Source organism: Methanobacterium sp. BRmetb2 (assembly GCA_003491285.1).
In the GTDB taxonomy this organism is placed as follows: domain Archaea; phylum Methanobacteriota; class Methanobacteria; order Methanobacteriales; family Methanobacteriaceae; genus UBA117.
This window is the reverse complement of record CP022705.1, coordinates 297,082-321,750: the sequence shown is the minus strand read 5'-3', so window position 1 is coordinate 321,750 and position 24,669 is coordinate 297,082. Positions and strand designations below refer to the sequence as shown.

Genomic DNA, 24,669 nt, shown 5'->3' with positions numbered 1-24,669 from the left:
TTTATTTCTCCATTTTATTTAAAGCTTTATCAAATTTAACTCGGAGTGGGGTAGGGTTGTGATATGCCCGGGCCGATACTATTTCGGCATTGGTGGATTCTTTTATCATGTTCACATATTCATTTACTACTTCCATTTCCCGTTCTGATATGATAGCCAAAGATTTAGTGTTTAAAATATTTTCAAAGGTTACAAAATATGAGACTGCAGCATCACGATGCACAAATCCAACCAATAAATCGAAAGAACCTTCCTCTATACTTTCAAGACAGGATTCCACGTCTATTTTTTTTTCTATATAAAAACTTTCAGGGTCCGAAACTTCCAAAAGCTTCATAGCAGATGGGGTGCTGGATATGGTGACTTCGTATCCTTTTTTTTTAAGTTTATTGGTAACATAGATAGCCATAGGTGTTTGTGATGGTGATTCAGGACATCCTAATAATATTATGGCTTTTTTCATTTAATTCCTCCATTTTTGACCTTTGAAATGGTATTTTTATTTCAATAAAATATATTTTGCGTTTAAAGTATTTAGTCTAACTATATACTACATATTTGATGTATCAATCTAAATTAATCCTCTATTCTGTTTTTAAACTCATTATATGGGCTGTTACTAGTGCACCTAAAAATAGGAAGGTTAAAAGGGCAGTTCCGTTTATGGACCGGTTCATTAAGAATAATCCCACTATGCTTTGGGCTATAAATGCAGTTAATGACCCTATTAGCAGGGCTTCTCTACCCATAAGTCTTTTATCTCCATTTTCTCTCTTTTCACGGTATATGGAAAGTATCTTAAATCCTAAGAAAATCGTGGCCAGACACCAGAGCAACAGGACGATCAAGCCGATATATCCAAAATCAAAGGTGAATCCAAATATACCGGGTAGCATGTAATCTATTACATCCTTTTTGCTAACCAGTATTCCATAGAAGAGAGGGAATGGCAATCCAAAAGATATTATCAATGACATTGGCAGGGTTATATAACCGTCGGTTCCATTAAGACATTGATCTCCCCAATAACAGGCACCGTGTTCATGACCAAAGAGTGTTGAATTTTTCAAAACCATGGCTATACTTGGATCTGCAAAAGATTCTATTCTAAAAATTCTAAGAAATGGACTTAAAACGGGCATTTCAAGAACTCTTGAAAGCATTTCTAATGATCCAAATCCGACAATTCCAATTCCTGCAAATAATAATAGCTTTTTAATGGTAAAAACCGATTTTTGTCGGAATGACTTTGAAATTATAAAATATCCTATTAATAATCCCATTAACCATAATAGAAGAAATGACCTGTGCATTAATCCTCCAGCAATGGTTATTACTATGATTAAAAGAACAATAAATCCTCTAAGACTTCCAGTTTTCACACCACTTTCTTTCATAATAGGGAGCGTAGCCAGAGCCGTTACTGCAGCTAAGAGAGCTATTGGTCCAAAGGAATGGGTTAATTCGTAGTGACCCGTCTGCAGCAGTAACAAAAGTGTATCAATACCAAACATCAGGCTAAAACCAATACATAGAATCAATGACATGAAAAGCACAATAGTCATAGAAAGGGGGACAATGTTTAAAAGAAACATTACACCTGCGTAAAGTATAAGGGCTACTTCTATTATAAATTGTAAATGATTCTGAGCGATTAAAGGCAATTTATTCCTCCAAATTCGGTTAAATAACTTTATAGTATTAATTTCAATGATAATTTAAATTTTATTATTTTAATTAGTTAGTTTTAATATGTTAAATTTTGATTAATAAATACAAATTTCTTTGATTTTAGATTAACTCTGCAAAAAATCATATTTTTAGAATTCAAATCTAAATTTTAATTCATTCCTTTTATTAAAATCATTATTTTTTTTATATTGTGAATAGAAATATGATTATTATTCTTTTTATTTAATGAATAAAAATATAATATTCTGATATATGCTTTCTTAGTTTATGTAATGATCTCTTTTTAAACTTTATTATAGTACCCATCTAAATTAATCCTTCAAAGTATTTTGAAAAATAACCATATGTTCTCCAGTTCCATTATAATCTTTAACTGCAGTTATACCATCAATTTTGATTGTTTCCATATTTTTCTTATAAATTAAATTGAAACCCAGTTTGGTATAAAATGTGATGGCCTTCTTATTCACGGGTTTGGTTATCAACGTAATCTTTTTACATCCTTTACTTTTAACTACTTCTATGTATTTATCAATAATCTTCTTACCAAATCCACGGCCTCTAATTTCATCTTTTAAACATAACAAATGAATATATGCCTCTTGTGGATTTTTTTGAGATATGAAACCTAATAAAAAACCACTAATTTCTTCATCTCCATCTAATTTTAAGATAAAGGATGTTTTTTGGAAAAATTTAGTGAAAATATGGTAAATAGAGGTTCGTTCAGTTGACATGGGTTGGCATTGTTTTGCAAGTGTTTCTATAGCAATAAAATCGCTTTCTATAACATTACGTAATTTGTAATTCATTTTAAACCCGATTTAAATTTTTTTTGCGTCACAGATTATTTAATATTTTTAGAAATGAAATTTATTTATTATACTTATTTTTTTAGATAGATAAGCTACAGATTAGTTAAAATGAAAGTTATGAACATTAACTTTAAATATTACCTCAATCTAATGGGAGTTATAGGGCTGGTAGCTCAGGTTGGTAGAGCGTCGCCTTGGCATGGCGGAGGCCCCGGGTTCAAATCCCGGTCAGTCCATTCTTATTTTCTAATTTTTTAATACTTATATAGAATTTATCCATTTTATAACATATTTTTGGGGTAAACTGATTACTAATAAAATTGAAGTTGATATTACACAAAAAATGGAAATATCTTATAAAAATAAGCATAAATGGTTTGGATAAATGAAATCTAACTTTTTATGGAGTTATAAACATTGTCCACAATAATATGGAACAGATCATCTGTTTTAATTTCTCCATTATTATTTTTATTTACTAAAAGCTTTAAAGCGATGTTTACAATTTCTTCGGGATTAGTTGATCGTTTGATCATCCCCATATCGATATAATGTTTGTCAACTGCAAGCAAACGCCCGGGATAACATGATATAACCGGAGTTCCTAGAAGAGCAGCTTCCCGGTTCATGGTACCCCCTGCACCAATAACCAGATCACAACGTTTCATAAGACTAAATGTGTCTACCGGGGGCTTGATAATAATCACATTTTTATTATTTTCAAATATCTGTTCTTGCTCTTTGAAACGAGGAATAATCAATATATTAGCATAATTTTCCAGCACATCAACAATAGGTGATAGTACAGATTCATTACAATCTGCATCTAAATAAGCTGCCAGTGACGGTTCAGGTCGCATAAGAATTGTTTTAGACTTTTTTAGGTTTAAATTCAGATCTTCAAAAATATTTTCATTATACTGGAAATTTTTAAAGTGAGTAATTTCACTAGTACCGTCATACCTTATAATATTGTTAGGGTCTGCACCAAACTGAAGGATATTCCACATGTCAATGGCTTTTGGAGCTATTATCTTATTACAAAGGGGTAATGTAAGTTTATTAGCAGCCATCATCTGTTCATTGTCAAGAACGTAGATATTGGGAATTCCAAGTCCAAATGTAACTCTAGGAAGTTCAATAGAATGTTTGGCTAGTCCTACATCGGGTTTTTCTTTTTCAATAATTTTTGCAAGTTCATAGGATCTTTTTGTACTTTCATTTAGTTTTTCAGCTAGACTTACCCCGTGTTTTCCCACAGAGATGTATTCCATTTCAAATAGATCCAGTAATTTGTGAATATCCCCAAATTTTCGGGCGGTGATAATAACTTCTTCTCCTTCAGTTTGGAAAAAATCGATTATACTCTTAAAAAAACGGATGTGTGGCGAATTGGTTATATCAATCCATATTTTCACAAAATCACCATATTATTGTTTAATACTTTAAATTGTTTTATTGGCTAATTCAACCATAACTTTTATTCTTCTATAAAAATTAAGTATTCAATTATAATTGTTCTTCTTTAATAAAAGCTTCGATACTTGTTATAATATCCTCTAAACCTTCACCTGTTTTTAGACTGGTTTTTATAACTTCAACTTCAGGGTTGAGTGCTTGGACATCAGAAACCATTTTGTCTTGGTCGGCTCCAACTGCCTCGGCAATATCTACTTTGTTTATTACCACCAGATCCGCATCTTTGAAGATTAGTGGATGTTTTTCTACAGTGTCGTCACCCTCACTTACACTAATTACCACCATTCTAATATGTGATCCTAAATCAAAGTCCACGGGACAGATTAAGTTACCTACATTTTCAATAAAAAGCAAGTTTATGTCGTTGAGGGGAAGATCACCAAATGCGTGTTCCACTAAATGGGCATCAAGGTGGCACTCTTTTCCAGTATTCAATCCAACCACAGGAACATCGTATTGTTTGAATCTTCCTGCATCGAATCTGCTGATAACATCCCCAGCAATAACCCCGATATTATAATTCATTTCTTGTATTAAATTTTCTATAAGGGAGGTTTTACCAGAGCCTATTGCTCCTAAAACGTCAACTGCAAAAACATGGTGTTTGTCAAGGATTTTTTGATTCTTTTTAGCTAATTTTTTGTTAGCTATCATAATGTCATGTTGAATTTCAACTTCAGCTATCTTATGCATCTTCATCACTTTTTTCAATTTTAATACTTTTAACGTTACATTCTCTTCCTGAAATAATTTCAAGTTCCATTGATTCACATTCGGGGCAGTTTAAAATAGGTGCATAATGATCTAGATCATCAGATGGAGTTTTACCCGAATAACCACACCCGTGGCACTTAATCTCAATGGGTATTGTATCTATAATAATTTCTGCACCTTCCAATAATGTGTCTTCACTTAAAACTTCCAACATAAATTTTAATTGTTCTGGATTTAATAGAGTCATCTCTCCTAATTCTATTGAGACTTCGGTAATTTCCTGAGCATCATTTTTCTCTGCCACTTCAATCACAGTTTTAACCATTGCATCGGCCATAGAAAGTTCATGCATCTCTTCACCTCTTAATCATTGTAAATAACTCATATAATTGTATTAACATCCATATATTAAATCAATCACATTATTCTAATAAAATATGAATTTTTGTTGATTAAAATTTTATTTAAGACTTGTTAAACAATTATTTATCATCTATTTATAAATTTTGAAATTATAAACCAGATATTTTATTATCAATAAGAATCTTACTAACATCTTACTTATATAAGTTAACAAAAGAATTAATTTCAAAACAATTCAGGTTAATCTTAGTAAAACTATTAGGATAATCTGATTTACATTAATAAAATGTGTAACCATTATATTGATATTTATTTATACTGATTAAAAGGTGATTTTTTTGATAATTGGAGGCTCAGCATCCCAAAAATTAGCTGCTAAAATTGCAGCAGAATTACAAGAGACATTATGCCCTATTGAAACCCGTAAATTTCCTGATGGAGAGAGATATATACGTATTAATGGAAAAATAGAAGAAAAAGCAGTTGTTGTTCAATCTACAGGTTTTCCTCAGGACGAAAATTTAGTTGAACTCTTATTTATTATTAAAACCCTTAAAGATCTGGGCGTTAAAACCATTAAAACAGTTATACCTTATTTTGGATATGGTAGACAAGAAAAACGTTTTAAATCGGGAGAAGCTATTTCAGCTCAGATTATAGCTGAACTACTTGAATCGGCAGGTGTTTCTGAATTATTTTGTGTGAATCTCCATGAAAACAATATGGCCAATTTTTTTAACATCCCCTTACATGAACTATCAGCTATGCCTCTGATTGCCCAAACTATTAAAAGAACTATTGACGATCCTATAATAATAGCCCCTGATAAAGGTGCCCTAGATCATGCCCAGGAGCTTGCTGGTCTGTTAGACTGTGACTGTGACTATCTTGAAAAAACACGCATATCCCCAGAAAAGGTGGAAACTAAGCCTAAAAATATGAATATTGAGGGTAAGCATGCAGTTATAATTGATGATATTATCAGCACTGGAGGAACAATTGTTAATGCATCTCAGATTTTAAAAAGTCATGATGCTAAAAAGATAACAGTAGCTTGTGTTCATCCAGTAATGGTTGACGATGCACTGCTTAAAATATTTGCAAGTGGTGTTGATGATGTAATTGCCACCGACACTTTACGATCAGATGTGAGCGTAATTTCGTTGGCCCCCCTAATTGCAGATGCCCTTAAAAAATAATAATTTATTTTTATTTTAACATTTGTACAATAGGAAACTAATTTAACATTTTGTATAATAAAATAAACTTTCTAATTTTTTATTTTAATTTTTAATCATTTAATTCTAATTAAATCAATATTATTATCCCATGAAACTCATATTAGGATTTAGTTAATAATTTTTCCAACAGGTCCGTCAAATGAAACAGGCTTTTTTCTACTTCAATGGAAATCTTTCCATTAAAATCTATTTCTTTTGGTTGAATGCCTATTAAAATTATTTGGGCCTTGGTGTGGTGTTCTAAATAATTGATCAAGAAGGATATGGGCATAGCATGGGTGGATATGTTATAATCAGCTATTTCATCTTTACTCACAAGTTTTATGAAACCAGGAGTTTTATTCATATTTACAGCATCAATTAGAATTATGTGGGAGGGGTTTTCTTTTTTTATGGTTCCGGTATAATTTTCAGGCACAGTACCTCCATCAAAAATAGCAGTATGAAGATCTTCACTAAATTTTTTAGATAATCTATGGGCAATTTCAGGTCCTAGACCATCATCACCTCTCATATCATTTCCAATTCCCAGTATAACCACTTTTTTAGAGTTATTTAAAAATTTTTTTAGCTTTAATTCTAATGCTATCTAATCCACCACCCATCTGGTATTTTAAATTTATTCTTATTTTATTGTTTTTTTCCACATTTATTTTGCTAGTGGGAATAAACATAGGGGGATTCATCATAGGAGTTGGACCGCAGACCATATCCTGTGTTAAAAGGGTAAAACTGGTTAATTTAACTCCTGAAAATGTTCCTTTTTTATTTATTTTAATTTGCAAGTCTACATTGAGGTTTTCCTTTATTTCTTTTATAAAATTAATTTCATTATATATTTGAAGGTCCCCTAATACTTCTTGATAGGGTAATTCCTCATTTTCATAGCATATATGTTCTGCTTTCATACTCACCGGTTCTATTCCAGTTAATATTTTGTAGGGAATAATTTTACCATTCTTTTTTAAGTATTGTGACATGTTTTTAATGACAGGTATTTGTTCTTCGTCAATCAAAGCAGTATCCAGCATTTCACATATTATGAGATCTGCTTTTTCGCGAAATTCAATATTTTTAGCATCACCACTTATTAACTGGATGTTAGGATAAGATTTAAAATTTTCAAGAGCACATAATGATGCATTCTGGTTTAATTCGATTGCATATACTTTTTTGGCATAGGGAGAAGCAAATATGGATAGTACTCCACTACCAGTGCCAATATCGTAAACTATTCCTTTAGAATTTTCTTGTATAGCATAAAAAAAAGCAGATAACCTTTCATAATCAGATAAAAGGTTATAATGATAGGGTGTAGTAAAAAGTTGCATAAAAAAAATTTAGATTTAAATAAATTAAATTTGATTAATTATTTTATTACTTAATTTTATTACTAATGACCTTAATCGTGGTCGATTGTTTCTCCTGCAGTGGTACTGGTTAATCTAACATGTTCTACGCCTTTTAATCTCATTATCTTTTCAGTCAGTTCTCTTATGTATTTAACGTCTCCTTTTACTACAATAATTTCAAGACAGTACTTTTCAGTCATGTGAACATGCATAACTGCGTTTATATAGTCACGGTAGTCGTGCTGGATGTCGGTCAGGTCCTCCATTACGTCGGTGAAATGATGGTCGTAAATAACGGCGATAATCCCTATTCTATCTCCTTCCATTTCATTCATCCATTGGTAACGGACAATGTAATCTTTTAATGCATCTCTTATTCCTTTTGAACGGGATTGGTAACCTCGATCCCGTAAAACATCATCAAATTCATTTAACAATTTTTTTGGTAATGACATGCTTATTCTCATCATAATATACCCCCAAATTGAATAATTATCACAAATTGGTTATTATCATAATACTTTTTCATACTATTTAAATTTTTGTTATATTATTTTTGCATTGTCTTTTTTATACATCTTTTCTATACATTTTTAATTTTGACTTTAAAATATTTCCGTAAAATATAACAAATGTGATGCTCTGAAATATAAAAAGTAATAGGTTCACAACATAATTTCTGAAAAATTATGGAAGTTGAGACTTTTAAAGAAGGAATTAAAGGGGAGTTAGTGGAGTGATATAATGAAAGTAAAAGAGGCCATGAATCCAGATGTGATAAAAATTAGTCCATACACCAGACCATTAGAAGCCTTTGAAAGGATGTATAAACATGGTGTACGTCGACTTTTTGTATTAGATGATGATGATAATCCTATAGGAGTAATTTCCTATTCAGATCTGATAGGTGTTTTAGGAAGCTTAAAACCCGGGCCGAAAGAAATGGAGGTTATACAAGTAACCGACATTATGGCTAAAGAAATAATTACCATTTCTGCAGATGATGGTGTTGAAGATGCTGCAAATTTGATGTTAAGGGCAGATATATCTGGATTATTGGTATTGGAAGATGATAAAGCTGTAGGTGTAATAACCAAGACAGATATATGTAGATTGGTTGCAGCAGAAATTTTAGTTGCAGTTTAATAGTATTGGGTAAAGGGGGTATTGTTTATTTTTTAAACTTACCAATTTATTTTTTATTTCTTTAATTCTTTAATATTACTTTATAAACTTAAAAAATTGATAAATTCTATCTGTTTTTCGTTTCAGAAGTATAATATTTTTATTGTAGATGATCTTATTTTGATAGACCCTCATTTTAATGAAATGAACAGATTGGACTTTTTGAAAAAGTTATAAAAAAGTATTTTAAACCTCTAAAATATATAAAAACGAGAATTAGTAATTCAATGCGGCTGCCGGGATTTGAACCCGGGTCGTAGGCTTGGAAGGCCCAAGTCCTAACCAGACTAGACTACAGCCGCGATGCGGCGTCCGGGATTTGAACCCGGGTCACTGGCGTGGCAGGCCAGAGTCTTAACCAGACTGGACTAACGCCGCATACCCATGATTTTAGATTCATCCTATATAAAGTTTTAGGTAAAGTGTTTTATTTTCTTAAATTACCTCTTAAATTACTAAATAGTTACTATTTTTTAAATTAAATGTGAATTAAATACTATTATAATTAATATACCAGTAAATGTCTTAATTATCCATAAGTTTATATAGAATTTAAAACTACAATTTATGATTCCAATAAAGTTATTTATACAAAAAATCAATATCACGATGAAAACTATTCCGGGGGAATGAAATACGAACCTAAAGAAAATTGGTCTTCCTTTAGCCATTATTACCGCAACAATCATAATGTTAATACCGTTAGAGGGTTTAAGTTTCGCGGGACATGCATCAATTGCTCTTTTAGTTTTTGCAGTTATAATGTGGGGAACAGAAACAGTCCCCCTAGCAGTTACCTCATTAATAATATTGTTCATACAACCAATATTAGGTATTGAAAGCTTTGATAATGCAGTGATTGGTTTTGCCAATCCTATACTTTTTTTAATGATAGGTGGATTTATCATTGCTGAAGCCATAAGAAAAAGCGGTCTGGCTAAGCGAATAACATATATTATGTTGTCTAAATTAGGAACAACACCTAATATGACATTATTTGCTGCTGTTTTTTCAACAGGTTTGATGTCTGCTTGGATTGAAAATGTGGTGGCATTTGCTATGCTCTTACCTGTTATTAAAGAAGTGATTTCTTTGATGGGAGTCAAAGATGCTAAATGGGGTAAAAGCAATTTTGCCAAGGCCATGATCCTGGGGGCATCTTATGGTTCATTAGCTGGTGGTTTTGGAACGGAAATTGGAACTGCACCCAACCTTATGGCAGCAGCTTATACTCATATACCATTTGTTGACTGGATGATATTCGGTTTTCCACTGGCCATAATTATGATGCTGGTTATTTGGAAAGTTTTGGGCATCATATTTCCTCCTGAAGTTAAGGAGATTAAAGGTGGAAAAGAGATAATCAACTCCACTATTAGTAATCTGGGGCCAATGTCAAGAAATGAGAAATTTTCCTTAGGTATACTTTTATTTACAATATTTTTATGGGTGACGACTCAGTTTACTGGACTGAATAGTTATTCCATTGCATTGATTGGTGCAACATTATTCTTTATTTTCGGCATAATAGATTGGAAAGATGCACAAAAAAATGTGGATTGGGGTTTAATTGTATTCTTTGGAGGTGCACTATCATTAGGGGCAGCTTTACTTAATACGGGTGCTGCCAGCTGGTTGATTAAGGATTTAGTATCTTTAGTAGGTAATGATCCTTCTGCTTTAGTAATGACAGTAATCCTTATGGTAATTGCAGTTGTTTTAACCCAAGTCATGTCGAATATAGCATTATCTGCCATACTAATACCATTATCGGTAACTTTTGAAGGGGCAACAGGCCTTCCAACAGGAACTTATGCGGTCCCCGTTGCAATAGCATGTTCGTTATCTTTCATGTTTCCAATGGCAGATCCAACTGTGGCCATGGCCCACGGAACAGGTTACGTGTCCGTAAAAGAAATATTAAAGGCAGGAGTTCCTCTGGTTATTATTGGAATAATAATGACTCTGGTGATTGTTTTTACCATTGCCCGTCCAGTACTGGCTGGAATTTAAAAAAATAACGAAGAATTAATTTTTTTTACTATTGACATTGTGTGTTCATATTTTTAAAGCTTGATAAAGATTGATTCATCTTTTATTTCAACTTCGTAACTATTTAAATCATGTGAGCCACTGCCAGTAACAATTTTTAATAGACGAGGAACGTCTTTAACGAGTTTTCCAGTTTTAACATCATACTGGGAACCATGTACTGGACAAGTTATAATATTATTTTCAAGTTTACCAATAGGCAGGTAACCACCCATATGTGGACAGACAGCGTCTACAGCATAAAATTTTCCACTGATATTTGCAATAAGTACATTTTCTTCTTTAACAGAAAACCCTTTCATAGAATTCTCAGTTACATCCGAAACATTACATACTTTTTCCATTAAAATCCCCCCTTATTATCCGTTAAATTTTATTTAACCGAATTTGAAAGATATATCAACTATTTATTTGGAATTTAGATCATAGTTTTTACTAATTAATATTATGAATTTTCATCTTTAAGAATTTATGGAGAGATATTTTTCTTGGCTTTTGTGTGTTCCTAACTTAAAGTATAAAGACCTTGCACAGGTTCATGACAAAAGAGTATTTTTTTATATTCTAAAAATAGGTATAGTGTACAATTTTATTTAAGATTTTATTAAATTGTCTATAACACTCATATCTATGTTTTCTTCAACTATTTCTGCTAGTCGATTTATGGAAAATGTTTTTAAATCTTCAAAATCGTCATATTGGAATTTTAATGGATCAAGACTATTTTCCATTCTTAAGTAGTCAGTGAAGACTCTTCTAAATTGGAAATTGTGGAATATTCCATGAAAATATGTCCCAGAGGTTAAACCAGAAGTTGCACCATCAAAGCCAGATTTAGGATAATTACCGCAGCCTTCAACTACTTTGAACATGGGTTTGGTTTCACCTATAACAGAAATACCTTCATGAAGCTCATATCCTTTAACCAGTTTTCCTTTTAAACTTGAAAATAGACTACTTCCTAATATTTCGCCTTTGCTTTGGGTTATTATTTTGTCCATTTTCTCAAATTTTGTTTTAATGTCCAGGATTCCAATTCCTTCCACAGAACCGTATTTTGATTCTTTTAATGATTCATCAAATATCTTTTCGCCTAATATTTGATAACCACCACATATACCAAATATAGGTATTTCATGAGATATTTCTTTAATTTCATCTTCAAATCCATATTTTTTAAGTGTTATAAGATCTCCAATGGTATTACGGGTTCCAGGCAATATGAGGGCATCTATTTTACCCATATTAGATCCCATTTCAATCAATTTAATTCCCATGTCGGGTTCATATTCCAAAGGATCTATATCTGTAAAATTGGAAATGCGTGGAAGTCTTAGAACTCCTATAGTTACTTTTTCGCCTTTTTTATAATTCCGTTCGGATAGGGATGCTGAATCTTCTTCTGGAAGTTTGAGACTTTCATCATAGGGTACCACGCCCAGTACAGGGACTCTTACAATCTCTTCAATCTGCTTTATCCCTGGTATTAATATATCCAGATTACCTCGAAACTTGTTGATTATAATACCTTTGATCCGGTTTCTATCTTCTTCATTTAAAAGTGCGAATGTTCCAGCAATAGAAGCAAAAACGCCTCCCCGGTCAATATCTGCAACTAGTATAACGTCGGCATCAGCCATCGCCGCGATTTTCATGTTAGCCAGGTCACGATCCATCATGTTTATTTCAGCTGGAGATCCAGCTCCTTCCATAACTATTATATCGTATTCCTCTTTTAATTTGTCTAATGATTGTTTGATAGCTTTGATGGCTTTGTTTCTAAAAGAATTTTGGTAATCGTAGAAGTTCATATCGTTCACAGGTTTTCCATGTACAATTACTTGTGAGATAAAATCTTCTTTTGGTTTTAGAAGGATAGGATTCATGTTATATGATGGATCTACTCCTGCTGCTTCCGCCTGTAAAACCTGGGCCATTGCAATTTCTGCATTTTCTTTAGTAGTAAAAGAGTTAAGTGACATATTTTGTGATTTAAAAGGGGTTACAGCATATCCCCTTTTGGAAAAAATTCTGCAGAGAGCCGCTACAACCACACTTTTACCTGCATTAGAAGATGTTCCCTGTACCATTATACATGTTGTTTTTTTGTTTAAACCCACTGTATGGCCTCCGATAAATTATAAGTCATTGAAAAATTCTTTTTAACTATCTTGGAATTATTTTATATTCTTTTATATTAATTGGTAGAATTTAATTTTTTTGTTAATTATTATTGAATGATAGTAGATGATGACAGATAATTAATGATTGATGACAAAATATAAATAGCTAATTTTTCAACTATAATATAATACATTTTATTTGGATAATTATTTTACCTTTTGTAACTTTAATAGATATTTATATATACTATGTCTATCAACAGAATATGCATAGTTATAAATTAATAAGTACTATGAAAATTGTTTTTATAACCTAATTTGATTTAAAAAAAGTTAAAGTTGTTGAAACAGAAAATCAATCCACTTTTGGAGGTCTTCATAAAAAATGACAAATTTAACCAAAAACTCCAACAATTCATTAAATTTGAATACTTACGAAACATCTAAAGATATTAAAGTTCCAGATAGGCTTATTGACCAAATTATTGGTCAGAAAGAAGCAGTTGAAACTGTAAAAAAGGCTGCTAAGCAGAGAAGGAATGTTCTGTTAATTGGTGAACCCGGTATTGGTAAATCAATGCTAGCTATGGCTATGGCAGAATTGTTACCTCCTGAACAATTGCAAGACATATTAGTCTATCCAAACATGGAAGATTCTAACAATCCGTTAATTGGTGCTGTTCCAGCTGGAGAAGGAAAGGCCATAGTGTTGAATCATAAAACCAAGGCAAAAGCTCAGGATGACAAGAAAAACATGTTTATGATGATCATTATTTCCCTTATACTGGTCATCGGATTCATTTTGAAACAGTATCTCGCAGCTATAATTGCAGCAGGTATTGTATTTTTAGCTCTTCAACAAATGAGACCTAAAACATCTGTTATGATACCTAAACTTTTGGTATCTAATGAAAAAAATAAAATAGCTCCTTTTGTTGATGCTACTGGTGCACATGCCGGAGCTCTTCTAGGTGATGTTAGACATGATCCGTACCAATCTGGAGGTCTGGGAACTCCTGCTCATGAGCGTGTTGAAGCAGGAATGATTCACCGTGCACACAACGGAGTTCTTTACATTGACGAAATTGGTACAATGAAGATGAGAACCCAGCAGGAACTACTTACTGCCATGCAAGAGAAGAAATACTCAATCACTGGACAGAGTGAAACAAGCAGTGGAGCTATGGTTCGTTCACAAGTTGTGCCCTGTGACTTTGTCCTGGTTGCATCAGGAAATATACAAGTCTTAGAAGGAATGCACATAGCTCTTAGGTCAAGAATACGGGGTTATGGTTATGAAGTATTTATGAAAGACAGTATGAAAGACACTCCTGAAAATCGGCAGAAACTGGTGCAGTTCGTTGCTCAAGAAGTAGTTAAAGATGGTAGAATACCACACTTCAATAAAGAAGCTGTAAAAGAAATCATCAGAGAAGCTCAACGAAGAGCAGGTAAAAAAGATTCACTAACTCTATGTTTAAGAGATTTAGGTGGTTTGGTCCGGGCTGCAGGTGACATTGCAAAAGGAGAGGGCACAGAGTTTGTCGAGTTAAAACATGTTCTCAACGCTAAAAAACTTGCAAGGACCCTTGAACAACAGATTGCAGATCGTTACATTGTACAAAAAAAGAAATATAGGGTATTCAAATCAGAAGGAACAGAGATAGGGCGTGTCAATGGATTGGCCATAATTGGAGATAGAAGTGGTATTATACTTCCAATAGTTGCTGAAGCTGCTCCAGCTCAAAGTAAAGAAGAGGGAAGAATAATAGCCACGGGTAAATTAGGAGAAATTGCCAAGGAAGCTGTTCAAAACGTCAGTGCCCTAATAAAAAAACATACTGGAACCGATATTTCAAATTACGATATCCATATACAATTCCTACAAGCATATGAAGGAGTAGAAGGAGACAGTGCCAGTGTTTCTGTGGCTACTGCAGTAGTATCTGCCTTGGAAGAAATACCTATTGATCAATCAGTTGCACTAACTGGTTCATTGAGTATACGTGGTGATGTTCTCCCTGTAGGTGGAGTAACCGGTAAAATCGAAGCTGCTGCCGAGGCAGGGATCACAAAAGTTCTTATACCAAAATCAAACATTCATGATGTTCTGATTGAAAAGAGATATGAAGAAAAAATTGAAATAATACCAGTGGAAACACTTAGTGATGTCTTAAAACATGCTCTTATTGGTAAAGGTAAAAAAGGACTTTTAGAAAAGATGCAAAAAATCGGGGAAATTGTCCCTAAAGGCATTTTACAAAATCCCACAACCCACTAAAAAAATGAATGTTATTGGAAGGATTTATTCCTTTCAATTTGATTTTTTAATATTTTACTTTAATTAATAGAGATTTCTTTAATATTACATTATTAATATCACGATTTTAGTAGTTTATTTATATTTAAAGAAATAATAATCTCATATTATAACTTTAATTTGCACTAGTGATCTAAAATGAAATTGTTATTTATTGGGGCCAGACTATTTGATGATGTGGCATCTTACACAACAAAAAAAGGTATTACCAGCATTTTAACTGAATCTAATTCTTCTGCACCCAACATAGAACTTGCAGATGTTTTCTACTCAGTATCAAGAGGTATGACAGAACCAGCAGAAATTGCAATAAAAGAAGATGTTGATGCAGTAGTTCCTCTCATTGGTGTGGATAGACCATTAGTTGAGCTAGCAGAAATGAAGGAACATTTGGAAAAAAATTACGGTTTGCCGGTGGTGGCATCACCAGTAAATGCTGCAAAAACTTCAGTAAATAAACTTGAAACCAAAAAATTTCTTCTTGAGAATAATATACGAACTCCCCTCTATCAAAAAATATCCTGTGAAGATCTTAATGATGATAATAAAAATATTAATCTACCTGTTGTTTTAAAACCTTTTGAAGGGCAGGGTGGTAGTGGATTAAAAATTGTTCAATCTGAATCAGAATTTTCACAGTACTTCCAGAATTCCAACACAGTTATTGCTGAAGAATTTATTAAAGGCATTGAAATTTCAGTAGAAGTACTAAGATGGAATAATCAAAGCATACCATTAACCCCAGTTAATAAGGGAAAAACAACGATTGAAGGTTTACATCCTCTGGATAAAATTAAAACAGCCCCTACCTCAATTGAAGGTATGGATAATGATTATATCAGAGATATGGCACTAAAAATTACCAATCTTTTAGGTGCTGAGGGTAATACTGATGTGGATCTGATATTTGATCCGAAAACTAAAAATATTTATGTTTTAGAGATGAACACAAGACCTAGCGGGACCCGTTATATAACCACTGCCTGTTGTGATATCAATCCCATGCATGAATTAGTGGACATGGCATTAGGAGAATGGAAGGTCAATGATATCCAGGCTAGAATGAAGAGTTATTATGCAATGGAAATACCTGTTAAAAATCATGAGAAATTGGATAGTTTATCTGAAGATTTAATTATGAAAAAAGATTTTTCAAGTGGCAATTCATGGATTTTGCATGGTCCTCCTGCATTTAAGAGAATAACTATAAGAGATGAAAATGCCAAAAAAGCACTTGAAACCATGAAAAAAATGGGGATGAATTTTAAAATTAATAAGGAATTAGCTCTGAATAATTGTTAAAGGTGATAGATTGAATGTTTACTATACTGGTATTTACATATTTATTTTAACATTTTTAGCTTCAACATTTTTCACAGTTTTTGTAAGAAAGGTACTGAAAAATGCAGGAATCACAGACAGTCCTATTGTAACTGAGCATCAGCACAAAACAGGTACACCTACCATGGGTGGAATGGCCATATTATTGAGCATGCTCATAATTTCATGTATCTATTTCGGAAATAAAAACCTTATAATAACGTGCATGATGATGTTAACTGCAGGTATTATAGGCATGATGGATGATTTGATTGGACTTAAAACCAAAGAGGTTCAGGATATAATCCGAAATATCTACAAGGCCCCTATAAAAATTGGAAAATTGACTTTAAAAACTGGTGAAGAAGCACGAGTTGCTACTGAGAAGGCAAAAGAAGAACTTAAAAAATTCTTAGCTGAGAAAAAAGTGGAAATTATTGGAAAAGCTCCTATAAAAAATGAGGTAGAAGAAAGAGAGAAAATCTTTGCCCAGTTTTTAATTGCACTATTTCTAATAGTAACTGGAACAGTTAGTTACACTATTGGTGGGGTTAACTGGGGAATATTTGTAATTCCGCTGGTAATATTTGGTATAATAGGTGCAATAAATGCTATTAACCTTATTGATGGTATGGATGGTCTTGCTGCGGGAATAATGGCCATAGCATCTGCTGCATGTGGATTTATATTACTATTAAATGGAAATATTGCTTTTGCAGTTCCTTTTATAGCTATATCTGGAATATGCTGTGGATTTTTGGTTTTCAATAAGTATCCTGCAACCATATTTATGGGGGACACAGGTTCTTTTGCTTTAGGGGCAGGTTATGCCACTGCAGCTATTTTAGGAGATATAGTATATTTTGCAGTCATTGCTTTGGCGGTACCAATAATATCGGTAATAATAAGTCTTTTACATCGATCAAAGATTATAAAATTACCAGTTGAGCCTTTACATCATACCTTACATTACAAAGGCTTTTCTGAGAAGAAAATTACAGCCATCTACTGGATTTCTACTTTGATTATATGTATAACATTGATCTATTTTTACGGATTTTTCTAAGTGAATTAAAATGACAGAAATAAAAACATCCTTTGTAGCAGATAAGATCAATGGAGATTTAGTTGGTCCCGACAATAAAATAAGCGGCACATTTAATTTTTTAAATAGTGCATCTCCCGGAGACGCAGTTATACGTTACTGGATAGATGAAAACGGTATTAGAATTGCTGCTGAAAAGGAAGTTTCTTGTGTTATAACTGAAGACGCCCGTGGATCTGCAATAAAAGCTGCTGAAGATATTGGTATCTCTTTAATAACTGTTGAACGGATTGAAATTGCCAATGCATTTGCCCTTAAATGGGCTATTGACACTTTTGCCAAGGATTCTAAGAAAGTGGTTGTAACCGGTACCAATGGAAAATCTACAACGGCTCATTTACTTTATAATATATTAAACGAAGCGGGGTATTCTACATATTGTAATACTGATGCCCAATCAGAATTCAACACCCTAATTGATCCAATGGTATCTAAACAAATTGCAGAATATAATCAAGACATTGAATATTTAATAATTGAAGTTTCAGAGGTTCAAGGATTACCGGATCGTTTGATGGAAAATCATCCTTATATAATGACCCAGGCTATAAATCCAGATGTGGTGGTTGTAACAAATATCGCATTGGATCATGTAAATCTAGTAAATTCTATCCATGAAATGTTTACTGAAACTGCTGGTTCAGTTAAAGCGCTAGAAAATGGCTGTGCCGTACTTAATTCGCTTGATCCATTGGTTTATAAAATGAAAGATTTATTAAAACCAAGTAATAATTACATCTTCTTTGGGGAAGGGGAAATATCATCTAAAAAAGACGGCATTTATTATAAGGATAAATTATTAATTGAAGAAAAGATTTTACCATTTAAAAGTGAGCATTTTATTTATAACATCATGGCTGCTGTTGGAGCAGCAGTTGCATTAGGTGTTGATGATGAGATTATCAGAAAAGGAGTAGCTTCTTATCAAGCTCTTGACCGGAGATTTTCAATCCTCAACCAAAAACCTTTGATAATTGATGATTTTGCTCATAATCCAGAAGGAATCATAGCCACCATAAAAAACATAACATCCTTACCTAATGCTAATATTATAATCGTATCTGCCATAAGAGGTTCTAGAGGATGGGAGATTAATAAATTCAATGCAGATGCTCTGGTTGAAGGATTAAAAAGTAAAGGATTAAGTGATTCTGATTACAATTTAATCATTACCAGTAGTGTTGATGTAGTTGACAGTGCTAATCTGGTAACTGCAGATGAAAAGGATGTATACCTTAAAATATTGAGAAATGAGAATATAGATTTTGTATTTAAGGATAAACTATATGATGCAATTAAATATGCCATTTTATCTGCTAAAAGAGATGATATCATATTGTTAATTGGTGCACAGGGTATGGATCCAGCACAAAAAGTAGTTAAAGATGTTTTCAAAAATTTAGATTTATGAATATTGATTATAATTTATGTCTCATAATACTTTCATGGTAATTAATATTTAAAACATTGATTATAGTTAAAATCTTATTTAACCTAGTGCACAAACATTAAAATAATAGAATATTAAATACATGAAGAGAAAAGAATTCAAAATCACATAAATAAATAAAAGAAGCTAACATAAATTTGCTGATATTATATGTTTTTATGATTTCTAAGAATATTAATCAAGATCTAACTAGATAATAAGTAAGCTTCTTTATTTTTTTGAGTATGCATTATTATACAATAAGAGTACAATATATTGTAACTCATTAAATTTAGCTTTACAGAATTAATAGTAATCATAATTCATAGGAATTGATATCATTAACCGTTTAAAGAGTATAACAGGATTTTATTACGTTGAAAAAAATATTTAAGGATAAATAAAATGAAAAAAATAGGCTTAAACTCAAAATTAAAAAGGAAGATTATTAATAATACTTATAAAAAAGATAATCCATATTTAAAGACTTACTTTTTTGATAATATGAATTCTATTTTATTCAAACCAAAAAATAATGAGGAGTATTATACGGAGGAGAGAAAAAATGCTTCTTTTATCTTCTGAAGATGAGGTAAGAAAAAGAGAGGCTGGTCTTAAAATAATAAGATCAGAAATTTCTAAAAATGGAAGATCAAGTCTTTATGATTTGACAGGACTCGGCGGAGGATTTCCAATAAAAAAAGAAGATATGGAAATTCTGGAGACTTATGTAGGGCCAGCCATATTTAAGGAAAGACTAGAAGAATTAGGAAAAATACACCTTGGTGGAGAAAAAATATTAGCATTTAATCGGACCACTGCAGGTATACTGGCAACTATTCTTGCCCTAGTAAATAAAGGAGATGAAGTAGTACACTATCTTCAGAGGTCTCCATCACATCCGGCCACTCCCAGAAGCATAAAGTTGGTGGGAGGAACTTATAAAGAATTTGATAACATTGACGAATTTACTATTTCCGATAAAACATCTCTAGTAATGCTCACTGGTTCAACCATGGATCATGATATAATTGAGAAAGAAGACTTCATTAAAGTAGTTGAAATAGCCAAATCAAAAGATATTCCCGTCTTTGTTGATGATGCATCTGGTGCACGACTGAGAACGATAATATATAATCAGCCCCGGGCATTGGATATGGGTGCAGATATTGTAATTACCAGTACATATAAATTGATGAACGGCCCCCGTGGAGGTATTATGGCTGGTAAAAAGGATTATATCCAAAAAATAAAATCAAAAGCCTATGAATTCGGATTAGAAGCACAACCTCCAATTATAGCAGGGATGATGCGTGCTTTGGAAGATTTCACTCCAGAAAAAATGCTTCAGGGATTTGAAAAGAAAAAAGATATCTTCCAATCTTTAAACCAAGAATTCAGCAATATAAAAGAAACACCTACAGGTATTATGCTGACTGCTAATGGTCTAATGGATGAATTGCGTATTAGAAATATTAAAACAGATTTATCCCACCAGGACGTGGCTTGTATCTTTGCCATGCTTCTTTTAAGAGATTTTAAAATAGTTACAATCGCAGCATTAGGAATGCCTGGCTGTTCTCCCACTATAAGGATAGATCTTGCTTCTAAAGATGCAGAAAGAGTAAATGATGATTATATCAGAAATGCTTGGACTGAAACATTTTCTAATCTTACAAAAATAATTAATAATGTTACTGAATGTGAAAAAGTTTTATATGATTAAGTTCATTTAAATTAATAGATAAAATCTTTACATGCACTGTATTTTTTTATGAAATTAAAGAATTTCGAAGTAGATAAGACAGTATAATAAATTTTTATTAGAAATATAATATGCAGAATAATTTTTGTAAGAAATTAGATATTGTAATAAATCATTATAAAAAATTAAATATTTTGATTGATCTTTATAAGAAAAACATGATAACCAATTTTATAATAATAGATGAGGCCAATTAATGAGATGTATTGTTATTGGTGCTGGAAATGCAGGACGACCTGCTGCAAAAATATTAAATTATACTGGCACAGATGTGGTGGTCACTGACCAGAAATCAATAGATGATTTTCCAGATGATGTGAAAACTATTTTATTTAAAATGGAAGAAAGTGGTATTGAACTCAGATTAGGTTCTGATTCACTGCAAAATTTTTCAGATTTTGATTTAGCATATATTTCTCCCACAGTACCTGAAAATTCTCCCATAAAAAAACAGTTAATTGAATATAATATAAAAATAGTTAATGATCAGGATATTGGAGAGTTAATTGATAATGAAATTAACATCGACGTAATTGGAATAACTGGATCTGTTGGTAAAACCAGCACGACACTGATCATATCTGAAATGTTTAAGGCAGCCGGTTTTAAGGTATGGACTTGCTCTTCACAGATGGCCGATCTTTTAAGTGAAGTTATAATTGATGGAATTATTCAGGGACATCATAAGGAAAATGATATAGCTATACTGGAACTTCCCCATGGAACTTTACGTTTACTCTCAAAACTGAAAGTTAAGGTTGGTGTTATTACCAATATTTATCCAGAACACTTAACAGAATTTGAATGGTCCATGAAAAAATATGTGGAACGAAAAAGCCTAATATTGGACATGTGCGAGAATTTGGTGGTAAATACTCAATGTATTGAATTTATGGATAAATTAACTCACTATAATAATATAACTTGGTACTGCACCAGTGATTCTAAAATAAAAAATCTTTGCAATGTTTATGGGGAATTAAATGATTCTAAACTTAACATAAAATATGAAAGTTCTGATTTTAAAGGCGAATTTGAAACAGATTTCAAATTATTTTTATACTATGTTGAAAATGCGGTAGGTGCCGCTACTACTGCTTTAAAATATGGATTGGGTGAAGGTAGTGTTCGACTGGCGTTAAGCAGTTTTAATGGAGTTCCTGGTCGCATGGAATATTTAGGTAATTATTGCGATCGAGAAGTATATCTAGATGCAGCGCATTTACCAGAAGTACTTCAAACCAGTCTAGAATTTTTTAATGGAAAGCCGTTGGTTATTGTAATTGATAACCCAGATGGAATTACTGTTAGAGATAAAATAACTATAGGAAAAATCCTTGGAAACCACAGTAAAGCCATAATTGCCAGTGGTTATAATGAAAGTATCAAAAAATTAGACATGAACGCAGCAGAAGAAGTTTTAAAAGGAGCTCAAGATTCTGATTCTGTTAAAGTTGCAGTGGAAGATATGAAGACTGCTGCTGAATTGTCAGTTAAATATTCTAATTCAGGGGATATTATTTTACATGTAGGACCTGGAGCCATCAGTGCGTATGAACAGGTCAAACAGTCAATGATCAATGGAATCAGGGATGGATGTGCTAAACATGGATGAATTGTTTGGTGTTATAGGAATTTGTGGTGCAACAGGTAATTTGACGGCCCGGGTAATAATGGATAACGGTTCTAAAGTAAGGGGAACTGATGTAAAGTCCCGCGAAGTATGTGATTATATTTACACTCTAAATAAATATGATGTCGAATTATATTTTAAAGAACATCCAGACTCTTTTTTTGATTTATTAGATTATGTGATACCTCCTATAAGCCTATCAAAATCTTCTGAATTATTTAAAAAAATTCAAAAACATGTAGAAAAGTCTGATGGAATTAATAAAACTAAAATAATCAGTGTTGAAGACATATTGGAAATGTTCAAACCTGAAAAACCCGTTTTGTTTGTTACGGGCACTAATGGGAAGACAACTACAGTTACTCTTCTAAAACATATATGTAAATATTCTGGATTGAAACCAGCAGAGCATAATTTTAAAAATTTACAAGGAAATGCAGAATACATTCCTCCCTTACAGGCCCGTCTAAAAGGTGATGTAGCAGTTCTTGAAACCGGAATCATGGGAAATGAAGGGGATTTACAGTTTATAATTGATAGATGTAATCCTTCATCAGGTATTATAACTAATATAACCCCGGATCACTTAGCTGGTGTTCGAAATTTTTTAGATTATGCTAAGGTTAAAGGAGAGTTAGTAGAATACCTTCAGGGTAAGCAATTAATAATTAATGCTGATGATCCTACCCTCATGGGTCTGGTGGAATCTTTAAGTTACCATGGCGATCTTATAACCTTTGGGATTGATTATGAATTTACACATGAAAACATGAAAACATGTTGGTGTGGCCAAGACATTAAATTAGATGAGACCATTGCTGGAGTGGGATATTATAACTGTAAATGCGGTATTCAAAGGCCCGAACCAATGTACCTTGCAACTGATATTAAAAAGAGAAGTTTCACCCTGAAATGTCCGGATAAAAACCTAAATATTCATTTAAATATATTGGGTTTGCACAATGTTTACAATGCTATGGGTGCCATTATTGCAGCGAGGGAATTCTTTAAAATTTCTGATGAAGATATAGTTAAGGCAGTTAAAATATTTGAAGGAGTGCCTGGACGTTTAGAATATGTTAAAAATTTCCAGGGAAAAGATATAATTATTGATTACGGACATAATCCTTATGGAGTACAAACTGTGCTTCAAGAATTGAGTAAGATTTATATAGGTAAAAAAATTGCAGCTGTAATAACCATTGCCTCAGAATCTGGAAGTTCGGGAGATGTGGATATTTTAGAAAGAGCATTAAATCTGGTTGATTATGTAATTCCTGCTTCTTTCTATAGTAGAAAAGCAGCACTACAGTTTGATTCAAATTCTAAGATAGTATTCACTGATAAAGTTCCAAAAGAGTTCAGAAAAGGTCTTTTAGGTGCAACACCAGAACATGTAGTTGAAGGATTGAAAAAATCGATAGAAACTGATGCTGATATTGTTGTATGTCTTGGTGAAGCTGCATTTAAATCTAAAGATTATATTAAATCATTTTTGGGTCAAGATTAATTTTTAATAGTATTATGACTTTTAAAATGCTAAATAAAATAGTAAACTATTTATTTATTAAATTAAATTTTTATAGGTGTTTAAATAAATTTACATTGAAAACGGTGTAAAAAATGTTTATTAAAATAAGAAGAGATACGCTAATTATTCTCATACTGGCATTCATGCTGATTGTTTCAGGTAGACTTATGACTTATGTAGCTTACGCTTCATCTACTGAAACACCAGAGGGTGTCCCCATTGCAGGAGTGATAATTAAGGGTAATGATATAGTTCCTACCGATTCGATTAGGGCCAATGTAGCTGCATCTGGATTTAGACCTGGAAGTTATATTGATGGCGATACATTGGTTACGTCAAAGCGTAGTTTACCCTTAAGTGAGGCCATAGCAACTGCCGAACAATTTGCTATGCGTACCACTATTTCTGGGACAAGGATAGCTCCAATTGCAGCGGCAGATGTAAAAGTTGATACAAAAACTGGTATAGTAACCATAAATGTTATTGAAGATTTCGCTACAGCAGATGTTAAGGGGGGAGGCTATTGAAAAAGGTTTTAGTATTAATAGTC

At 32.4% G+C, this 24,669-nt stretch carries 23 protein-coding genes and 3 tRNA genes; 13 read left to right on the top strand and 13 right to left on the bottom strand.

Translation table 11 applies throughout. The features are described from left to right. Position 1: 1 nt before the first annotated feature. From CIT01_01510 to CIT01_01500, 3 genes are all read right to left on the bottom strand, one after another. The gene (locus CIT01_01510; GenBank protein ID AXV36972.1) at positions 2 to 463 is read right to left on the bottom strand and encodes a hypothetical protein; all 462 of its coding nucleotides are present in this window, start codon (positions 461 to 463) and stop codon (positions 2 to 4) included. Between the two features lie 121 nt (positions 464 to 584). Then, complete coding sequence (locus tag CIT01_01505; GenBank protein ID AXV36971.1) at positions 585 to 1,664, bottom strand: hypothetical protein; 1,080 nt, start codon at positions 1,662 to 1,664, stop codon at positions 585 to 587. 339 nt (positions 1,665 to 2,003) lie between these two features. Further along, on the bottom strand, positions 2,004 to 2,504 hold the full coding sequence (locus CIT01_01500; GenBank protein ID AXV36970.1) for a hypothetical protein: 501 nt from the start codon (positions 2,502 to 2,504) through the stop codon (positions 2,004 to 2,006). 165 nt (positions 2,505 to 2,669) lie between these two features. On the opposite strand from CIT01_01500, the gene CIT01_01495 reads away from it, so the two are divergent. Continuing rightward, positions 2,670 to 2,743, top strand: a tRNA-Ala gene (locus tag CIT01_01495). Positions 2,744 to 2,899: 156 nt separating this feature from the next. Here the strand turns inward: CIT01_01495 and CIT01_01490 are convergent. The 3 genes from CIT01_01490 to hypA all read right to left on the bottom strand — a co-directional run bounded on the left by CIT01_01490 (position 2,900) and on the right by hypA (position 5,052). After that, positions 2,900 to 3,925, bottom strand: a complete 1,026-nt coding sequence (locus tag CIT01_01490) for a hypothetical protein (GenBank protein ID AXV36969.1) — start codon at positions 3,923 to 3,925, stop codon at positions 2,900 to 2,902. A gap of 91 nt (positions 3,926 to 4,016) precedes the next feature. After that, entirely contained in the window at positions 4,017 to 4,679 is a 663-nt protein-coding gene (hypB, locus tag CIT01_01485) for a hydrogenase accessory protein HypB (GenBank protein ID AXV36968.1), read from the bottom strand. Then, complete coding sequence (gene hypA, locus CIT01_01480; protein ID AXV36967.1) at positions 4,672 to 5,052, bottom strand: hydrogenase maturation nickel metallochaperone HypA; 381 nt, start codon at positions 5,050 to 5,052, stop codon at positions 4,672 to 4,674. Before hypA ends, hypB begins: the two co-directional genes overlap by 8 nt. Before the next feature lie 349 nt (positions 5,053 to 5,401). On the opposite strand from hypA, the gene CIT01_01475 reads away from it, so the two are divergent. Further along, positions 5,402 to 6,262: a ribose-phosphate diphosphokinase gene (locus tag CIT01_01475; GenBank protein ID AXV36966.1), complete on the top strand. Its 861-nt coding sequence runs from the start codon at positions 5,402 to 5,404 to the stop codon at positions 6,260 to 6,262. Positions 6,263 to 6,404: 142 nt separating this feature from the next. Here CIT01_01475 and hycI read toward each other — a convergent pair whose 3' ends face one another. From hycI to CIT01_01460, 3 genes are all read right to left on the bottom strand, one after another. Continuing rightward, positions 6,405 to 6,818: a hydrogenase maturation peptidase HycI gene (hycI, locus tag CIT01_01470; protein ID AXV36965.1), complete on the bottom strand. Its 414-nt coding sequence runs from the start codon at positions 6,816 to 6,818 to the stop codon at positions 6,405 to 6,407. A 37-nt stretch (positions 6,819 to 6,855) separates the two neighbouring features. After that, positions 6,856 to 7,635, bottom strand: a complete 780-nt coding sequence (locus CIT01_01465) for an RNA methyltransferase (GenBank protein ID AXV36964.1) — start codon at positions 7,633 to 7,635, stop codon at positions 6,856 to 6,858. 71 nt (positions 7,636 to 7,706) lie between these two features. Next, complete coding sequence (locus CIT01_01460; protein ID AXV36963.1) at positions 7,707 to 8,126, bottom strand: nickel-responsive transcriptional regulator NikR; 420 nt, start codon at positions 8,124 to 8,126, stop codon at positions 7,707 to 7,709. A 274-nt stretch (positions 8,127 to 8,400) separates the two neighbouring features. Between CIT01_01460 and CIT01_01455 the strand changes: the two genes are divergently transcribed. Next, positions 8,401 to 8,802: a histidine kinase gene (locus tag CIT01_01455; protein AXV36962.1), complete on the top strand. Its 402-nt coding sequence runs from the start codon at positions 8,401 to 8,403 to the stop codon at positions 8,800 to 8,802. Between the two features lie 267 nt (positions 8,803 to 9,069). Here CIT01_01455 and CIT01_01450 read toward each other — a convergent pair. Continuing rightward, a tRNA-Gly gene (locus CIT01_01450) sits at positions 9,070 to 9,143 on the bottom strand. Between the two features lie 2 nt (positions 9,144 to 9,145). Next, a tRNA-Gly gene (locus CIT01_01445) sits at positions 9,146 to 9,219 on the bottom strand. 312 nt (positions 9,220 to 9,531) lie between these two features. On the opposite strand from CIT01_01445, the gene CIT01_01440 reads away from it, so the two are divergent. Then, the gene (locus CIT01_01440) at positions 9,532 to 10,854 is read left to right on the top strand and encodes an anion transporter (protein ID AXV36961.1); all 1,323 of its coding nucleotides are present in this window, start codon (positions 9,532 to 9,534) and stop codon (positions 10,852 to 10,854) included. A 53-nt stretch (positions 10,855 to 10,907) separates the two neighbouring features. Here the strand turns inward: CIT01_01440 and CIT01_01435 are convergent, their stop codons facing one another. Further along, the gene (locus CIT01_01435) at positions 10,908 to 11,237 is read right to left on the bottom strand and encodes a hypothetical protein (protein ID AXV36960.1); all 330 of its coding nucleotides are present in this window, start codon (positions 11,235 to 11,237) and stop codon (positions 10,908 to 10,910) included. A 249-nt stretch (positions 11,238 to 11,486) separates the two neighbouring features. After that, positions 11,487 to 12,983 (bottom strand): cobyric acid synthase CobQ, encoded by a 1,497-nt coding sequence (cobQ, locus tag CIT01_01430; GenBank protein ID AXV38685.1) that lies wholly within the window; start codon positions 12,981 to 12,983, stop codon positions 11,487 to 11,489. Positions 12,984 to 13,401: 418 nt separating this feature from the next. Here cobQ and CIT01_01425 point away from each other — a divergent pair, with 418 nt between their 5' ends. The 9 genes from CIT01_01425 to CIT01_01385 all read left to right on the top strand — a co-directional run bounded on the left by CIT01_01425 (position 13,402) and on the right by CIT01_01385 (position 24,646). Then, a complete protein-coding gene (locus tag CIT01_01425) occupies positions 13,402 to 15,297 on the top strand; it encodes an ATP-dependent protease LonB (protein ID AXV36959.1) in 1,896 nt (631 codons plus the stop codon). 177 nt (positions 15,298 to 15,474) lie between these two features. Further along, positions 15,475 to 16,638: a hypothetical protein gene (locus CIT01_01420; GenBank protein AXV36958.1), complete on the top strand. Its 1,164-nt coding sequence runs from the start codon at positions 15,475 to 15,477 to the stop codon at positions 16,636 to 16,638. 10 nt (positions 16,639 to 16,648) lie between these two features. Next, entirely contained in the window at positions 16,649 to 17,722 is a 1,074-nt protein-coding gene (locus CIT01_01415; protein ID AXV36957.1) for a phospho-N-acetylmuramoyl-pentapeptide-transferase, read from the top strand. Positions 17,723 to 17,732: 10 nt separating this feature from the next. Beyond that, complete coding sequence (locus tag CIT01_01410) at positions 17,733 to 19,172, top strand: UDP-N-acetylmuramyl peptide synthase (GenBank protein AXV36956.1); 1,440 nt, start codon at positions 17,733 to 17,735, stop codon at positions 19,170 to 19,172. Positions 19,173 to 19,595: 423 nt separating this feature from the next. Beyond that, positions 19,596 to 19,775, top strand: coding sequence for a hypothetical protein (locus CIT01_01405; protein AXV36955.1), 180 nt, complete (start codon positions 19,596 to 19,598; stop codon positions 19,773 to 19,775). Continuing rightward, complete coding sequence (locus CIT01_01400) at positions 19,756 to 20,916, top strand: TIGR03576 family pyridoxal phosphate-dependent enzyme (protein ID AXV36954.1); 1,161 nt, start codon at positions 19,756 to 19,758, stop codon at positions 20,914 to 20,916. The genes CIT01_01405 and CIT01_01400 overlap by 20 nt, the downstream gene beginning before the upstream one ends. Positions 20,917 to 21,151: 235 nt before the next feature. Next, positions 21,152 to 22,570, top strand: a complete 1,419-nt coding sequence (locus tag CIT01_01395) for a UDP-N-acetylmuramoyl-L-alanine--D-glutamate ligase (GenBank protein ID AXV36953.1) — start codon at positions 21,152 to 21,154, stop codon at positions 22,568 to 22,570. Further along, positions 22,536 to 24,098 (top strand): Mur ligase, encoded by a 1,563-nt coding sequence (locus CIT01_01390; GenBank protein ID AXV36952.1) that lies wholly within the window; start codon positions 22,536 to 22,538, stop codon positions 24,096 to 24,098. The genes CIT01_01395 and CIT01_01390 overlap by 35 nt, the downstream gene beginning before the upstream one ends. 113 nt (positions 24,099 to 24,211) lie before the next feature. After that, complete coding sequence (locus CIT01_01385; GenBank protein AXV36951.1) at positions 24,212 to 24,646, top strand: hypothetical protein; 435 nt, start codon at positions 24,212 to 24,214, stop codon at positions 24,644 to 24,646. Positions 24,647 to 24,669 lie beyond the last annotated feature (23 nt).

Coding starts and splice junctions, on each gene's coding strand:
- CIT01_01405 (AXV36955.1), top strand. CDS start 19,596: ATGAAAAAAATAGGCTTAAACTCAAAATTAAAAAGGAAGATTATTAAT.
- CIT01_01510 (AXV36972.1), bottom strand. CDS start 463: ATGAAAAAAGCCATAATATTATTAGGATGTCCTGAATCACCATCACAA.
- CIT01_01390 (AXV36952.1), top strand. CDS start 22,536: ATGGAATCAGGGATGGATGTGCTAAACATGGATGAATTGTTTGGTGTT.
- CIT01_01500 (AXV36970.1), bottom strand. CDS start 2,504: ATGAATTACAAATTACGTAATGTTATAGAAAGCGATTTTATTGCTATA.
- CIT01_01460 (AXV36963.1), bottom strand. CDS start 8,126: ATGATGAGAATAAGCATGTCATTACCAAAAAAATTGTTAAATGAATTT.
- CIT01_01440 (AXV36961.1), top strand. CDS start 9,532: ATGTTAATACCGTTAGAGGGTTTAAGTTTCGCGGGACATGCATCAATT.
- CIT01_01400 (AXV36954.1), top strand. CDS start 19,756: ATGCTTCTTTTATCTTCTGAAGATGAGGTAAGAAAAAGAGAGGCTGGT.
- hypB (AXV36968.1), bottom strand. CDS start 4,679: ATGCATAAGATAGCTGAAGTTGAAATTCAACATGACATTATGATAGCT.
- CIT01_01420 (AXV36958.1), top strand. CDS start 15,475: ATGAAATTGTTATTTATTGGGGCCAGACTATTTGATGATGTGGCATCT.
- CIT01_01395 (AXV36953.1), top strand. CDS start 21,152: ATGAGATGTATTGTTATTGGTGCTGGAAATGCAGGACGACCTGCTGCA.
- cobQ (AXV38685.1), bottom strand. CDS start 12,983: ATGGTACAGGGAACATCTTCTAATGCAGGTAAAAGTGTGGTTGTAGCG.
- CIT01_01465 (AXV36964.1), bottom strand. CDS start 7,635: ATGCAACTTTTTACTACACCCTATCATTATAACCTTTTATCTGATTAT.
- hypA (AXV36967.1), bottom strand. CDS start 5,052: ATGCATGAACTTTCTATGGCCGATGCAATGGTTAAAACTGTGATTGAA.
- CIT01_01410 (AXV36956.1), top strand. CDS start 17,733: ATGACAGAAATAAAAACATCCTTTGTAGCAGATAAGATCAATGGAGAT.
- CIT01_01425 (AXV36959.1), top strand. CDS start 13,402: ATGACAAATTTAACCAAAAACTCCAACAATTCATTAAATTTGAATACT.
- CIT01_01455 (AXV36962.1), top strand. CDS start 8,401: ATGAAAGTAAAAGAGGCCATGAATCCAGATGTGATAAAAATTAGTCCA.
- CIT01_01385 (AXV36951.1), top strand. CDS start 24,212: ATGTTTATTAAAATAAGAAGAGATACGCTAATTATTCTCATACTGGCA.
- hycI (AXV36965.1), bottom strand. CDS start 6,818: ATGAGAGGTGATGATGGTCTAGGACCTGAAATTGCCCATAGATTATCT.
- CIT01_01435 (AXV36960.1), bottom strand. CDS start 11,237: ATGGAAAAAGTATGTAATGTTTCGGATGTAACTGAGAATTCTATGAAA.